Consider the following 14,966-nt stretch of genomic DNA (forward strand, 5'->3'; position numbering starts at 1 on the left):
AGGTGAGGAAAATTTGGCAAAGAATCCCCGTCTTAGGGATAAAGTCCTCTATTCAAATTATTCAATTAATACAGCGTTTACAACGCCGTCCTGCCCTGGTCTGCTTGTAACTCTTGCAGTTCCTAGGGGAGTCCTTATAACGGAGCCTTTTGTCAGAATGTTACGCCTGACATAGTGCTTGTTTGCAGTGTTATCGATAACGGTCTCAATGGGGGCAGTAACAGTCTTTCCGTCTTTGGGATTGGTTACGTTTGCAACGTTGCACTGGAGAAGCCTTACCTTCCTGTTGCCTCCCATTGTTTGGACTTTTTTCCTCTTTATTTCACTTATACGGGTCTCCGCAGATTCGCGGCCCATTTCAAACTTGCGTTTCCCGCGGGCAGCAATAACTTTCCCACCGGTCACTTTTCTTCTGGAGCTACCTTGCCATCTCATATTAAAACCTCATACGTATATTGAAATTATAATCAACGTTTATCTTTAACGATTATGCTGTACTTTCAGATTGTAAATATACCTGTAATCCTGATCTGGTGATCGTGTCAGGGCAAAAGCACACTTATCAGTAGCTTAATTGCCCTGATGATATATTAATTATATTAACAGGAGTACTTTAATTAGCATATTTGCTATGGACTAATCAATACAAAGAGAGTCGTATAAGAACTTTGCGATCAGGAAGCCAGAGGAAAACTCAATTTTGCACCCGACCTGCAGAATATGCCGGCATCTGTAGAAAAAGAATTGAAAGGTAGCAAATATAGATATAAAAAGGATCCGCAAACGCAGGTGAAGAAGAAAAGGATATGCTTAAAAATAATATAAAACTTAGGTAAATAAATCTATTTGCCGGTTTAAAACTAAATATTACTATTTAGTTCAATCTTTTTGGCCCCGAAGCACTAGATATAGCATATTCAGGAGAGAAAAATAATGGTCACGGAAATTTCATTGAACACCATATGCGGACATACCACAAAGATCATTGCCACAAAAGAAGGGAAGAACACGCATGTACAATATTAAGACTACATGCGAGAAACTCAGAAAGTGGGGCACAAATTTTGATATGGAAATGAAAGACCTTATGTGGGGGCCCGAAACCATACTTGGTCGGAAGACGACTGAAGCACCCCTTACACCCACCTGCCTCGTCCCGGCAGCAGTAATGAACGTTTGCTGGCTCGAAAACGGCATGATTTCGAAGAATCTTGCTCGAGAAATGAGAAAGATGGAAATCATTTTTGACAAATTGGAGTGAACTTTTCCGAGAATTTCCCCATTTACTTTAGGAATAATAACTGTACTGAAGAAGAACAGATAGGGCAGTACTGTGAAAAATCTCCTGTATATATATAAACTCGGGAATGTTTATATCAAGGTTTATTTTGTACGATATAGCCAAAACTGAACAAGATGATTTTTAAAAACAGTAAAATAACATTGCTATTTGAGAGTTAATAAAAATTTCAAAACCGGAGTTAAAAATATGGATGTGAAAGAAATAAACAGCTACGGACAGGAAATGATTGAATGTCTGAAACTTAAGACATCCCCTGTTGCAGTAAAATTAATTCCGACAGGAGGAGAAATTCCCGATGGAATTAAAAAAGTAGACGAGGCTATGAGGCACTGCCAGCTGGTTGACAGAGTAAGAAGGACTGGCGAGGAGTTCTATACCCTTGGCGAAGACCAGATGTGTAAAGGTGGAGCCGGTGCAATGGGTATCGGGGAAATGCCTTCAAAAGTGGCCAGTGGAGAATTCTATTATAAAGGACTCAAACAGTTCAGCACGCAGAGTGCCGCACGGCGCACCATTGAGATGGTCCCTAAGCTTCCTCCTAACTCAACAGAAGCTGTCCTGTACGCCCCTCTGGAAAAAACCTCATTTACGCCGGATGTCGTTGTGGTTATCTGCAACCCAAGGCAAATTATGCTACTTACACAGGCTTTCATGTACAAGGCTGGAGGCAGACTTGAAACCAGTTTCGCAGGAAAACAGAGCTTGTGCTCTGACGGCGTTGTGAAGGCATATAAAGAAGGCAAAATCGGAGTTACGGTCGGTTGCAGCGGCAGCAGGAATTACACCAAAATTGCAGATGAAGAAATGATAATGGGAATTCCCGTTGAACTTCTTGCTGATGTGGTCGCTGGTCTTAAGGAAATCTGTCCTAAATGAAATATAAACCTGCATCTTTTTCAAATGAAGACTTCTTGAGGTTCAGGTCCTTTAGTAAGATTTCAAAAATGAGAAAGTCAATCAAAGGGCTTATCAAATGCAAATTCATACACTTGAGCATTCAAGATTTAATTTTGAAAAATTCCAGTCATCGCATTTTAATAGACATTTCCAAAAATGCAAGTGAGTGAAACGAGCGAAAAGAAACTAGTGTCCTGGCAACTTAATTATAGGGCATTAATATTTAAACTAGTCCTCATTCGTAGTCCCTTTCTTAATTATGGTGACCCATAACTAAATTTCCTAGACACTGGGGCGGTTTCTAAGGGGCCGCCGCCAGAAAATAGAAATTAAGCTATGAAAACTTCGCCAAAAATAAGTCCTCTTGAGAGAAGCGAAAAGGACCGCGTGCTGTTGCGATTACATCGCAACTCCCAGAAAATCTCCGATTTCCTGTGATCCCGAAACGCAATTTGGGAGACAATGGATTATATAGTAAAAGAGAAAAGAGAAGAAAAATGACCTGTTACATAACAGACTCGGCGGTTTTTATAATGGGAAACTGTAACCTGGACACTTCCCTGATGATTACCGTCCCTTCGGTTGCGGATGAGTTGAAAAGCAGGGATGCTTTGCTTCGTTTTGACCTTGCAAAAGAAGGAGGGTTACGTGTGGAATGGCCAGAACCAGAAATGGTAAAAGAGGTTCGGAAAATGGCTGAGTATACCCGGGACTCGGAAGAGCTCTCAAAGACGGACCTGGAAGTACTTGCAAAAGCTCTTGAGCACAGGGACACGAGCATACTGCTCACGGATGATTATGCAGTCCAGAATGTTGCCGTGCAGCTTGGGATTCAGGTTAAGCCCATTGCCCAGAAAAAAATTAGAGATATTATTATCTGGCAAAAGCAATGTACGGGCTGCAGAAAAACTTTTGACAAAGGAGATGTCTGCCCTATCTGCGGCTCGGCCCTCAAGAAAAAGAGAAAAAAAAGTAGAAAAGAAAAGAGTAACCCTTAAGCTGAAGAAAAAGATATAACACTTGATAATGTAATAGTGTCTTTAATTGAGAGAATGTATATTTGAATATAGTTTATTAGGCAGTATTCCAGGCAGTATTCGTAAATAAGCTGTAAAAAGTGCCGGAAAATACAGCCAGATAAAAATAACAGGTGGGAATGGAGGCATGAAGAATATAGAAGATTTGATCCAGAAAGCTGTGGAACTGCAGAGCAACGGGCTTGTAACCGGCCAGATTGCCGATGAACTTAATGTTTCAAGGGAAACGGTTACCTGGCTTTTAACCCGTTCAAAAAAAGGAGTTACAGCCCCCGCTCCAAAAGATATTTCTGTAAACTGGAGCAGTATAGGAAAAAGTGCTACTCGGCTCCACTATATCTCGCTTGCACTCTGCGACATGGTGCTTGAGACCCTGGAAAAAACGAATGCTGAAGTGGACGTGGTCGTTGGCGTTGCAGCCAGTGGCATTCCCCTGGCAAGCATGATGGCAAATGAACTGGGAGCGGATTTTGCTCTTTATCATTCCCGCAAAGGACAGGATGTCGTCCAGCCGGGCCATAAAGGGACCATAAGCAGAAATTTTGGAACCGTTGCCGGCAAAAACTGTGTGATTGTGGACGACGTTATTACTACCGGCTCCACCACCATGGAAGTTATTGAGCAGCTTCGGGAAATGGGTGCAAAACCGATAGTTGTAGTAGTTCTCGTGGATAAAAAAGGTGCAGATACAATCGCCAATGTCCCGATCCAGTCTCTTGTAAGGATTGTACGCGTGGACTGAAAATAAATAAAGGCAAAAAGTAAGAGCAATTCATTTAAATAGAAAGCTTTTCCACAGGAAAGGCTTTCCTAAAACTTACTAATTTTAAAAACATAACCAGTTGAAAGATTTTTAAGAGCTACTTTTATCAATTTCTTTCCGGATATATAAAGGGAGTGAAGGAAAAAGAGGCTTATTAAGCCTTTTAATACTCGACTTCCGTGGATGCAATCTTCTCGGCAAGCCTTGATAATACCTCAGTTCTCATTCCTTCTACAAATTTGATGCTGCCCACGACGAGATGCCCCCCTCCGCTGACTCCTGCACCTTTCATTTCTTCTCTAAGCTCTCTGACAATCCTGGGAATATTCATAAGAACGCCTTTGGAACGAATGACAGCAAAGTCAGGACCGTATCCGATGGTGACTACGGGTTTGCCCGGATTCCTTTTGGTAAGCACATCATGAACTTCTCCTGAAGTCTTTCCAGGTGGCGGGAAAGTGAATTTTTGAGCATAGTTTTCAACGTCTATCACGTTCATAATAGTACCGTTTGCCAGTTTCTGAGACTTGACATTAAAGAGACAGACCTCAAGCTGCTCCCTTATCATCGTATTTGCCTGTTCGCAGAGCAGGGAAACCAGATTTTTGTGTATATCGTGGTCACCCAGGTCCAGAATATCGTCGATAATTCCCTTTCCACTGCTAAATTTCAGCCAGAACTGTTCATAATCCAGAGCTAAAGCCATCTCTTTCAGTTCCTCAAGAGTATAGCGGTCCGAGACAAGAGAAATGTATCTTCCAGCTTCCGGAGCCTCTGAACGGTCCCCTACTGCCGAAACAGCTGGTAGATGTTTTATTGTATCGCTGATGTCGGGATTAATCATACGAGCGACTTCAGCACAGAGCATTCCAGCAGTAACCCCGAAATCTCCTCCCACATGTGCAGGATTTGCGTGTCCTATCAGGTACTGGTCAACGATATCGTCCGGGTGGTGATGGTCGATAACAAGCATATTGATTCCGTAAACTTTGGCCTGCCGCATGGAAGGGACGTCCTCTTCGGTTGACCCGTTGTCAACAAGGATCACAAGCGGCATTTTCTGCCCATGCCTAGAGGAATCTTCAAGTGCAAAAGAAATATCTCTTGTAACGTCTGCAAGCTCATAAAAAGGAGCTTTGGAAGGGGCACGCTTGTAGAAGTAATATTCTGCATCCGCTCCACCGATTTCCGTAATAAGGGGCAGAATGGCCCTTTCAATTGCAATTGCCGAGGTGATTCCATCGGCATCGGCATGATGCCTGAGAACGATTGGCGTTGAATGGAAAATCGCTTTCTTTATTTCTTTGGCGACGTGGAGCATCCTGGGTTTGAGCTTCTCCATAATATCGCTTTCGATAAGGAAAGGAATATCTGCAGGAGTTGCCTTTTCCTCAATTACCTTCTCAACTCTGTCCCTGACCATTTCCTCTTTCTTTCCGGTCAGCAATTTCATACTCATGACTTCGATCTGAATCTGCTCATCCCGCAGAGTCACTTCTCCAGTGATCGAAACAATCATTCCTACATCAATATGTGGATAGGATCTTTTTCCGGCAATCTCAAAGGCTGCACAGGGGACAAAGCCTCCTTCATCGCTAATAGTAAAAATAGTAGGCCCGCTGGTCTGCTTTACCTGGATGACTTCTCCTTCGATTCTGATGAGCCTGCCCTTCATACTTGAGTCTATTTCGGCTGAGTTTTTAAGTGGAAGCTCCTTTTCAAGTTCGATAGTTTCATACTTTGTCAGGGTCTTCGGAATCAGGTCCAGTTTTCCTCCGGCTTTGATGCTTTTTACCAGCACGATCATGGCATCCCCCACTTCAGGAGAAATCCCAACATTGCTGGAGTGCATGAGCCCTCTTACATGAGGATTAAGGTCTACAAAGACCCCGAAAGAAGCCTTGCTGCTCACTATACCGTGGTAAAGTTTTCCTGCCTCCACATCCTTAAGGTCGCAGGATTCATCAAGTGCATAAACATACTGAGAACGAGAACAGGAATCGCATACTTCTTCCTCCGGATCCGTGGGTCCCTGAATGTGCCCTCCACAAACCTTGCATGTATATATTTTCCCGAGCCCCTCGCAAGTCTTACAGGGGGTTGTTATTTCAATACTTCCAGTACCCTTACATTTCTCACATGCTGCGCCATTTTTCAAGAAACTGTCAATCTCTTTCTCCGAGATTTTCATGAAGTCAATAGATTTTGACTTGCCTTTTCCCTTACATTGAGGGCAGATATCAGTTGAAATAACTTCATAGCCACGCCCGTGGCAGTCTGGACATTCTTTACTCATTAATATCAACACCGGTGGTTCCTCAGAACCTACGTTTTCTTACACTATATTTTATGGCTCAGAATAAGCTTTTGAACCTGAAAGCATTTATTGTTCTCTCAATCGGCCCTATTCAGCCCGAAAATCGAAACGTTCCCGATCTTTTCTTTCCCTGTCAATCCGATTTTCCCCTGTTTTGTATTTTCGTATTTCAGATATAAGTGTTTTCAGATGCAGCCATTTGTCACAATCAGTTTGCAACAGTACCTTTATATGTCCACAACAACCAAAGACACCTTCACGTCTGGTATTTAATTCTTCCTGAGATAGCTCCAAAAAATCTGAAAAACTGCAGTCCATGTAAAATCGGAACGTGAAAGAAATTATATAGTTTTCCAGATATTTAGAGAGATGCAGAATGCAAAACTTTAAATTATGAACACTTACATTAGATATATTTTTAGTATGCTTTCTGAGAGAATACTTAATTATTATTGAGTTCAATTTAATATAAATGGAACAAGAGGTCATAAAAGTATGGTCGATTTCACCAGTCAATTATTGTTTCCTGTATTAATAGTTATATTCTTAATACTTTCACAATCCATAAAAATGGTTAATGAATATGAAAGAGTAGTTATTTTCAGGTTAGGTCGCCTTAGCGGAGTGAAAGGACCCGGAATCTTCTTGATCATTCCGATTATTGACAAGGCTATGAAAATAGATCTGAGAATTGTTGCAATCGATGTCCCCAAACAGGCAGTTATCACAAGGGATAATGTCACTGTTGAAGTGGATGCCGTTGTCTATTACAAGGTCGTGGAACCCGGAGCTGCTATTACACAGGTTGAAAATTATATGTTTGCAACTTCTACTCTTTCACAGACCACACTCAGAGACGTACTGGGTCAGATGGAACTTGACGAACTGCTTTCGGAAAGAGAGAATATTAACAAGCAAATACAGGAACTTCTGGATGCATATACTGATCCGTGGGGGATCAAAGTTACAGGGGTCACGATCAGGGACGTATCCCTGCCTGAAACAATGAAGAGAGCGATTGCTAAACAGGCTGAAGCCGAAAGGGAAAAGCGTGCCAGGATTATTCTTGCGGAAGGAGAATCTCAGGCTGCCCAGAAAATGGTGGAAGCTGCCACTCTCTATCAGGGAGCACCTACAGCAATCAAACTAAGGGAACTGCAAACACTTGCCGAGATTGCCAGGGAAAAGAACCTCATAGTGGTTACGCAATCCCAGACTATAGAAACCGGGAATATAGCAGCCCTATCTCAGGCTATTTCAAGAAAGAAAGAACAATAAAGTCGAAAAGGAATCTGAAGGAAAGCGATAAGCAAAAAAGGATCTATAAACATGCTTTTGGAAGGGGCTCACCGTTCCCTCTCTATTTTGTTCCTGTGCTTCATCCTTACAGCCGTCTTTGCACCCGTTGCTGGTGCAGGGCCTGACAATAAGGTGCTTGTGCTTGAAATTTCCGAAGCCATCACTCCGGCTTCAGATGATATTGTAGCGGATGCAATCGAAAAAGCTGAAAACGAAAACTTTGAGGCGCTCGTAATCAGCCTGGATACCCCGGGGGGAGGGCTGGAGGAGACCCAGATCATTATAAGGGATATTGAAAACACAAGCGTGCCTGTTATCGGATATGTACCGGAGAGCGGGAAAGCCTGGTCAGCCGGGACTCTCATCCTCATGGGAACCGATATTGCTGCAATGGCACCTTTCACAGTTATAGGTTCAGCCCAGCCTGTTCAGATTTCTGCAGAGGGAACGAAACCCATAGAAGATGAAAAAATAATAAACGCCCTTGTCAAGTTTTCGGTTGCAACGGCCAGCAAGCATGGAAGAAACGAGACCTTTGCAGAAGAGGTCATAACGAAAAACAAAAACCTTGATGCCCAGGAAGCCCTGGGAGCAGGCGTGATAGAATATGTAGCTCCTTCTATCCCGAATCTGCTGGCCCAGACTGACGGACAACAGGTAAAAGAAAGAACCCTGCAAACCGAAAATGCGAACACGGAAGATTATGAGCCACCCCTATCTCTTTCCATTCTAAGGCTCGTTTCAAACCCAATGATTTCATCCCTTCTTTTAACCATCGGGCTCTATGGGATTATTTTTGGGATTTCAAGTCCGGGAGCCGGAGCAGAATTATTCGGGATTATTTCAATCGTACTCGGACTGATAGGCACAGGATTTGATATCAATATCGGAGCATTCGTCCTCATTATTTTAGGGATAGCACTTCTGACTCTTGAAATAAAAATACCCGGATTCGGCATCTTCGGGCTTGCTGGCCTTATCAGCCTGATAGTAGGTAGTATATTTCTGATACCTATGGGAGGTGAAAATATTTACAGTCCCGAATTCAGAAGGCTTCTAACCCTGACCGTGGTAGCCCCAACAATTGTTTTCGGGCTGTTCCTGGTTTTTGCAGTCTACAAAATAACCGAGATCAGGAAGAAAAAGCCGGTTATTGGAGAGTTCTTGGGGGATACTGCCCAAACCATAGATCCTGTAGGGCCTGGAAAATCGGGTTACATCCGTTATAAAGGAGAGTACTGGAAAGCCCGTTCGGAAGAAGAAATCGAACCAAAAGTAGAAGTAGAAATCACTGGAAAAGTAAGGGAAGTGCTCTTAGTGAAAAGAAAAACCTGATTATTCCCTTCTTTTCCGGCTCAAGCTCTTTTCTGACTTTTACTTTAGTTTACTGATTCAGTTATTCTAGGGCTCAAACTGTTAAAACTTAATATGGTTTAAGACCTGCCCGGGTAATATTTAACCTGGTTTAAGGTTTAGCCTAGTTTAAGGTTTAGCCTGGTTTAAGGCTTACCTAGCATTATTTATTCTTTTTTCTTATTTTTTCAAGGACTTTTTGTTTTTTCTCAATAGCTTCAAGGGCTGCCTTATCAATTGCTGCTCTCATTTCTTCAAAGTCCCTGGGGTTTTCTTCCCCGTGGACTTTTTTCACAGGAGTATAGGCTGACTCTCTGAATCTGGGTGTAAAGTCCCTGCATTCGCCATTTATGAAAATTTCAGCCCCATTTCCCTCCTCAACGCGCCCTATAACATCAATTTTAATGCCTGCAGACCTGACAGCATCAAGGATTTCATTAACGTACGCCTGGGGGACGATTACAAGCAGGGCGTCAAGAGATACTCCAAGGTAATCGATTTTCAGGAGCTCAAGCATTGAAAGCACCTTTGGATTCACGAGAGCCCTTATCTTTTCCTCTTCAAAGACAAGTTTCACACCTGCGGTCTTTGAGATTTCTTTGGCATCTCCCCGAATTCCACCATTGGTAACATCAGTCATTGAATGGACCTTTCTGTACAGCTCGGACTCTAGCAGAATCTCACAGGCTTCCAGAAAACGGATATTAATAGTCTCTTCAACAACATCATGCATTCCATAATAAAGTGCAGTTGTAGAAATCGTACCCCCACCTGCTCCTTCGGTCATGAGAATAAGGTCTCCGATCTGTGTCCGGTTCCGAGAGGTAAGAGAAGAAGTCACGCCTACCGCACCAACGCCGCCTGTCATGCGTTCGCCTATAACCATATCTCCACCGATTCGAAGAGTGCTTCCGGTAATAAGGGGTATTCCAGTCAGTTCCGAAACCATGGTTATTCCTGCAATATGGTCAAATATCTTTGCGACATCCCCATCATCTGCGATATGAATGTCGGAAAGCATTGCCAGTGGGCGGGCTCCCATGGAATACACATCACGCAGAGCTGCCCTGGCTACATGAAAACCTGAGAGAAAAGGAAAGTCGCTCAGACGAGAATGGATGCCGTCAACCGTGACCACCAGGTAGTCGTCACCGATTTTGACAACACCTGAGTCATCAAGCTCGGAACTATCTACAACTGCACCTGTGTAACCTATAACTTCCCCGAGCTTGGAGTGAACATAAAAGTCCCCTGTGCCCCTGGAGCCTACCCCAAATTCCCCCATTGACACTCCCGAGAGGGTAGAACTTAACACATCTCCTTCCACATTAAGTGTTGCTTTTGCCTCACAAACGACCGCTGTCGCGATCTCATGGGCCCTTTCCGGACTTATATTTTTAATTTCAAGAATTCTTGAAGTCAGTTGTACCTCAAGCCCTGTTTCGTTTGAAGGGTCCTTCCTGAGAGCCCGTTTTGCATAACCTTCTATATCCATCGTAACCATCCTCACAGACGTTTCTACCCTAACAGGTGCAGGGCAGGAATTTGGAGTTCAAGTATTATCTGTTGATACCAGATACTTTAATATAAAATGCTAAGGAGTCAGATTTAATCGCCTGGACAAAAATGAAAAATAAAGTTCAAGATTTAATGCGAAAGCAAATTTCCTGAATATATCCTTTCAACACATTTCTACAAAGTTTTTCAGGATCTTCAACCCGGTGGTTCCGCTTTTTTCAGGGTGAAACTGTGTACCCATTACATTGCCTTTCGAGTTTACTACAGAAGCTGAGAACTCCAGCCCATAATTACAGGCTGCAAGGGTGTTTTCAGGAGCTGTGTCCACGTAGTAGGAATGCACAAAATATACGAAAGAGTTATCAGGAATACCTTCAAACAAAGGGTGATCTTGCTTGATTTTGAGATTATTCCAGCCAATGTGGGGTACTTTTAATTCAGATTTAGGAAAACGCAGCACTTTGCCAGAAATAAAGTTAAGCCCATCAGTCAGCTTTCCTTCTTCAGAAGAGCTCATCAGAACCTGCTGTCCAAGACAGATTCCGAGCATGGGCTTTCCTGATCGTGCATATTCTTCGATAATCCCTTTGATTGGGGCAAGACACTTCATCGCATCCACAAAAGCGCCGACGCCAGGGAGAATTACGCCGTCTGCGGCAAGAATCTCCTCAGGATCCCCGGAGATTGTGGGACTGGATCCGACGTGTTCGAGCCCCTTTTGAACACTGCGGAGATTTCCAAGCCCGTAATCGAGAATCACGATTCTTTTCATAGCTCTAACAAATAAAGTTAAAATAGATTAAGCTTACGACAAAGAAAGGAACAGCAGAAAAGTTATTAAAAGAGATAAGGAATAAGAAGAAAAATTAAAGGAATTTAGAAGTCCTTTACAGGTCAATATCTGTCAGCAAAAAGCCTGTAAGATCTATTCTCCCTTTCAAAAATCACCTTGTATTTGCCACAACGTATGCATTCATAGCGTTTTTCGAGCACTGTTGGCAAACAGCACAATGCTCCGCTTTTTCGCTTCCATTTATGCAGTCCGAAAAAACACAAGAAACTATGGTCACGGTCCGATTCGCTTGAGTCGTCAGAACATTCTTGAGTCAAAAAACTGTTTCCCCTCGTTCTTAATTGTTAAGGTTGTTCTACAATATTAAGGAAAGTATGGGTAAAAGAGCTATATAAATATATAGTTATAATGAAGAAATATAAATTATATTTCCCATATAACAAAAGCTTGGACTAAGGATAACCAAAGTATAAATAGAATGTCTGAATATTGATAAAAAGGCATATAAATTAATTAATAGAGTTGAAATTGGGGAAAAGTATGGGAAAATTCAGATTGATCAGACGTGATGAGAAAGCCATGGAGCTCCCGATAAATATCGTTGTAATACTTTACAAATTCCTATAAGAATTACGATTTGAAAGATTCTTATCTGAAATTTACTACTAATATGATTTACACCAAAGGCAATAAGCATTATCAGTTTAACATATTCTCATTAATAAGATATCAAAACGGTTTATTTCACCAAACAGACCCTTTTAAGTCTTTTAAAATATTTCAAGCGATCACAAATCGACAGGGAACAAAGAAGCCAGAACAAATAAAAACAATATCGGCAACGAAAAAGCGATATCTACCAAACCCCTGTCAATTATTCTATATAGGCCAAGAACGAGTTTTCTGAGCGTTACTGTTTTGTTAATGCTTTTTTTCTTGTTCATAATTAGGGGTCAGGATTCTTATATCCTTGACATACAGATGCAAAACTTCTGGGTCTCTTTCATAAGCTTGTTTAGGACATTTCATAGCTATGAGCATACACAATTTTTATTTAAACCTGTGTTTTTCATGCGTTTTTTACCTCATTTTTGGGTCAAAATTGGGTCAAAAATGGTCAAAATGCACAGGTTATACCATAAAACCTGTGCGTCGATAAAAACGCGAACGTTTTATCTTAAAACGTTCGTATTCAGCACGAGAAAGATTGTATAAAATTAATCTAAAAAGTTAACAGTTTTGTACAAAATGTTGTCTTATACGCTATTTGAATAAATTTATTTTATAATATTCCTATTAAATAATCAGTCTTTAATCATATGGTTAATGTTGCCTTAATTTAATGAAAACTTATTTATTTTGTGGCTCTCAGTACAATACAAAGCATCTACTATCTATTGTCTTTCAAAATTAACGATAGTTATTATAATTGAAGAGCACTTATATAATACTATTTTATATATTAATATGAATTTAAAGCATATGTTTTGCTATGGTGCTCTCAGCATTTTTGATACCAGAGGCATCTCAATGATTGAAGAAACGAGCACAACCCTAAAAGAAAAATTATTGGAAAAATCTCCATCCGGGATAAATGGTTTGGATGATATCACCTATGGTGGACTCCCAAAAGGTCGTCCAACACTTGTATGCGGAAGTGCGGGTTCAGGAAAGACCCTTATGTCTATGGAGTTCCTTGTTAAGGGAGCCGAAAAGTACAATGAGCCAGGTGTTTTCATGGCTTTTGAGGAGACCGAAGAAGAGCTTGCCAAGAATTTTGCCTCTCTAGGGTTTGACCTTGATGACCTTGTGGCAAAGAACAAGCTTGCAGTCGATTACGTTTATATCGAAAGAACTGAGATCGAGGAAACAGGAGAATACGACCTCGAAGGTCTGTTTATAAGGCTTGGGTCGGCTATTGACTCCATAGGTGCCAAAAGAGTAGTATTGGATACATTGGAAGTCCTCTTCTCTGGATTCCAGAACGAAGCAATATTGCGCTCAGAACTGCGCAGGCTCTTCCGTTGGCTCAAGAATAAAGGTGTGACAGCCATAGTCACTGGCGAAAGGGGAGAAAATACTCTCACCAGATACGGACTCGAAGAGTACGTTGCAGATTGTGTCATTCTCCTCGACAACAGGATGGAAGAACAGATAGCCACAAGGCGGCTGAGGATCATTAAGTATAGGGGCTCAAGACACGGCACTAACGAGTATCCTTTTATGATAGAGAAAGATGGGATGTCTGTCCTGCCCATTACAACTTTAGGTCTTGAGCACGAGGTATCCACAGATAGAATCTCGACTGGCATAAAACAACTGGATACAAATCTTGGAGATAAGGGGTATTATCGTGGCTCTACTGTGCTTATCTCTGGAACGGCAGGCACAGGTAAGACAAGTTTTGCGGCTGAGTTTGCCAAATCTGTCTGCGAAAGGGGAGAGCGTTGCCTGTACTTCGCTTTTGAGGAGTCGCCGAGCCAGATTATCAGGAACATGAAATCTATAGGTATAGACTTCCAGCCCTACATCGATAGCGGTCTCATGCTGATCGATGCTTCCAGACCTATGGTGTATGGTCTGGAAATGCATTTGATAGCTATGCGCAGGCTCATAGACAAATTTGAGCCAACCATCGTAATTATAGACCCCATATCCAACTTGATTAATGTGGGCACCCGAAAAGATGTCCAGTTCATGCTCACTAGAATTATCGATTATCTGAAGATTAAAGGCATAACGACTTTTTGCACCAGTTTAGTAGAACATGAGAGCACTGAAGGGATAGGTGCTCAAGGAGTATCTTCCCTCATAGACACATGGATCAACCTTAGCTTCTTTGAGAATAAAGGTGAGCGAAATCGTCGCATCACTGTCATCAAGTCAAGAGGCATGGAACATTCCAACCAGATTATGGAGTACCTACTAACTGATCACGGGGTAGAGATACAGGATGTGAATACTGATGAGCAATGCAACACAAAATGATTTAGAGTCTGTGTCTATTCAGCCGGATGATATGTCTGACGAAGAAGAATACACTTTGAAGCTATATGTGGCAGGGCAGACTAAGAAGAGCCTTGAGGCTTTTACCAATTTAAAAAAGATATGCGAGGAGCACCTATGTGGAAGGTACAAAATCGAGGTTATTGACCTCCTGGAGAACCCGCAACTAGCTAAAGGAGACCAGATATTAGCCATACCAACACTGGTTAGAAAGCTACCTGAGCCGATAAAGAAAATTATAGGAGATCTCTCTAATACAGAGCGTGTTCTGGTAGGTTTAGACCTTCGTCCAGCGAGTGATATTCGATGACCGATAATGACGAGACCAAGACGTCTGAGATCAAGATTTCCACAGAAACCTTTGAGGAAGCCTTTGCAAAAACAAGAGATGAGAAATACGTTTTACGCCTCTATGTTGCGGGAATGAACCCGAAATCGGTGCAGGCGATAGATAATGTAAAGCGCATATGTGAAGAGTACCTGCCCGGCAAGTACCAGCTAGAGGTCATTGATATCTATCAGAACCCGATTTTCGCTAAAGATGGTCAGATAGTGGCGGCTCCTACCCTCATAAAAGAGCTCCCACTACCACTGAAAAAGCTAATTGGCAGCATGGCAAATACTGATAGAGTTCTGCTTGGAATGGACATCAAATCAAAGGACATTAAAGAATAATCGAC

15 protein-coding genes are annotated in these 14,966 nt (G+C 42.0%); 9 read left to right on the forward strand and 6 right to left on the reverse strand.

Going from position 1 to position 14,966, the window contains the following annotated elements; translation table 11 throughout:
• Positions 1-57: 57 nt before the first annotated feature.
• Positions 58-435 carry a 30S ribosomal protein S8e gene (locus RG963_RS06045; RefSeq protein WP_310575377.1) on the reverse strand — a complete coding sequence of 126 codons (378 nt, stop codon included), beginning with the start codon at positions 433-435 and terminating at the stop codon, positions 58-60.
• 577 nt (positions 436-1,012) lie between these two features.
• On the opposite strand from RG963_RS06045, the gene RG963_RS06050 reads away from it, so the two are divergent.
• The 4 genes from RG963_RS06050 (at position 1,013) to RG963_RS06065 (ending at position 3,979) form a co-directional block, all read left to right on the forward strand.
• Positions 1,013-1,261 (forward strand): hypothetical protein, encoded by a 249-nt coding sequence (locus tag RG963_RS06050; protein WP_310575378.1) that lies wholly within the window; start codon positions 1,013-1,015, stop codon positions 1,259-1,261.
• Between the two features lie 228 nt (positions 1,262-1,489).
• Positions 1,490-2,179, forward strand: coding sequence for a DUF169 domain-containing protein (locus RG963_RS06055; RefSeq protein ID WP_310575379.1), 690 nt, complete (start codon positions 1,490-1,492; stop codon positions 2,177-2,179).
• 518 nt (positions 2,180-2,697) lie between these two features.
• Positions 2,698-3,198, forward strand: coding sequence for an NOB1 family endonuclease (locus RG963_RS06060; RefSeq protein ID WP_310575380.1), 501 nt, complete (start codon positions 2,698-2,700; stop codon positions 3,196-3,198).
• 166 nt (positions 3,199-3,364) lie between these two features.
• On the forward strand, positions 3,365-3,979 hold the full coding sequence (locus RG963_RS06065) for an orotate phosphoribosyltransferase-like protein (RefSeq protein WP_310575381.1): 615 nt from the start codon (positions 3,365-3,367) through the stop codon (positions 3,977-3,979).
• Positions 3,980-4,163: 184 nt separating this feature from the next.
• Here the strand turns inward: RG963_RS06065 and RG963_RS06070 are convergent, their stop codons facing one another.
• Positions 4,164-6,296 carry a DHH family phosphoesterase gene (locus RG963_RS06070; protein WP_310575382.1) on the reverse strand — a complete coding sequence of 711 codons (2,133 nt, stop codon included), beginning with the start codon at positions 6,294-6,296 and terminating at the stop codon, positions 4,164-4,166.
• 108 nt (positions 6,297-6,404) lie between these two features.
• Positions 6,405-6,635 (reverse strand): hypothetical protein, encoded by a 231-nt coding sequence (locus RG963_RS06075; protein ID WP_310575383.1) that lies wholly within the window; start codon positions 6,633-6,635, stop codon positions 6,405-6,407.
• A 177-nt stretch (positions 6,636-6,812) separates the two neighbouring features.
• On the opposite strand from RG963_RS06075, the gene RG963_RS06080 reads away from it, so the two are divergent.
• Together RG963_RS06080 and RG963_RS06085 are read left to right on the forward strand one after the other, a co-directional pair.
• A complete protein-coding gene (locus tag RG963_RS06080) occupies positions 6,813-7,595 on the forward strand; it encodes a slipin family protein (protein WP_310575384.1) in 783 nt (260 codons plus the stop codon).
• A 51-nt stretch (positions 7,596-7,646) separates the two neighbouring features.
• Positions 7,647-8,951, forward strand: coding sequence for an NfeD family protein (locus RG963_RS06085; protein ID WP_310575385.1), 1,305 nt, complete (start codon positions 7,647-7,649; stop codon positions 8,949-8,951).
• Positions 8,952-9,132: 181 nt separating this feature from the next.
• Here RG963_RS06085 and RG963_RS06090 read toward each other — a convergent pair whose 3' ends face one another.
• From RG963_RS06090 to RG963_RS06100, 3 genes are all read right to left on the reverse strand, one after another.
• Positions 9,133-10,464 (reverse strand): AIR synthase-related protein, encoded by a 1,332-nt coding sequence (locus RG963_RS06090; protein ID WP_310575386.1) that lies wholly within the window; start codon positions 10,462-10,464, stop codon positions 9,133-9,135.
• Between the two features lie 186 nt (positions 10,465-10,650).
• Positions 10,651-11,259 (reverse strand): imidazole glycerol phosphate synthase subunit HisH, encoded by a 609-nt coding sequence (hisH, locus tag RG963_RS06095; protein ID WP_310575387.1) that lies wholly within the window; start codon positions 11,257-11,259, stop codon positions 10,651-10,653.
• Between the two features lie 122 nt (positions 11,260-11,381).
• The gene (locus tag RG963_RS06100; RefSeq protein WP_310575388.1) at positions 11,382-11,597 is read right to left on the reverse strand and encodes a hypothetical protein; all 216 of its coding nucleotides are present in this window, start codon (positions 11,595-11,597) and stop codon (positions 11,382-11,384) included.
• A gap of 1,213 nt (positions 11,598-12,810) precedes the next feature.
• On the opposite strand from RG963_RS06100, the gene kaiC reads away from it, so the two are divergent.
• Genes kaiC through RG963_RS06115 form a run of 3 tightly spaced genes read left to right on the forward strand, consistent with a single transcriptional unit; the run spans position 12,811 to position 14,961 of the window.
• Complete coding sequence (kaiC, locus tag RG963_RS06105) at positions 12,811-14,268, forward strand: circadian clock protein KaiC (RefSeq protein WP_310575389.1); 1,458 nt, start codon at positions 12,811-12,813, stop codon at positions 14,266-14,268.
• 31 nt (positions 14,269-14,299) lie between these two features.
• Positions 14,300-14,596, forward strand: coding sequence for a circadian clock KaiB family protein (locus RG963_RS06110; RefSeq protein WP_310575390.1), 297 nt, complete (start codon positions 14,300-14,302; stop codon positions 14,594-14,596).
• On the forward strand, positions 14,593-14,961 hold the full coding sequence (locus RG963_RS06115) for a circadian clock KaiB family protein (RefSeq protein WP_310575391.1): 369 nt from the start codon (positions 14,593-14,595) through the stop codon (positions 14,959-14,961). Before RG963_RS06110 ends, RG963_RS06115 begins: the two co-directional genes overlap by 4 nt.
• Positions 14,962-14,966 lie beyond the last annotated feature (5 nt).

It is taken from the genome of Methanosarcina baikalica, assembly GCF_031461075.1.
Lineage (GTDB): Archaea > Halobacteriota > Methanosarcinia > Methanosarcinales > Methanosarcinaceae > Methanosarcina > Methanosarcina baikalica.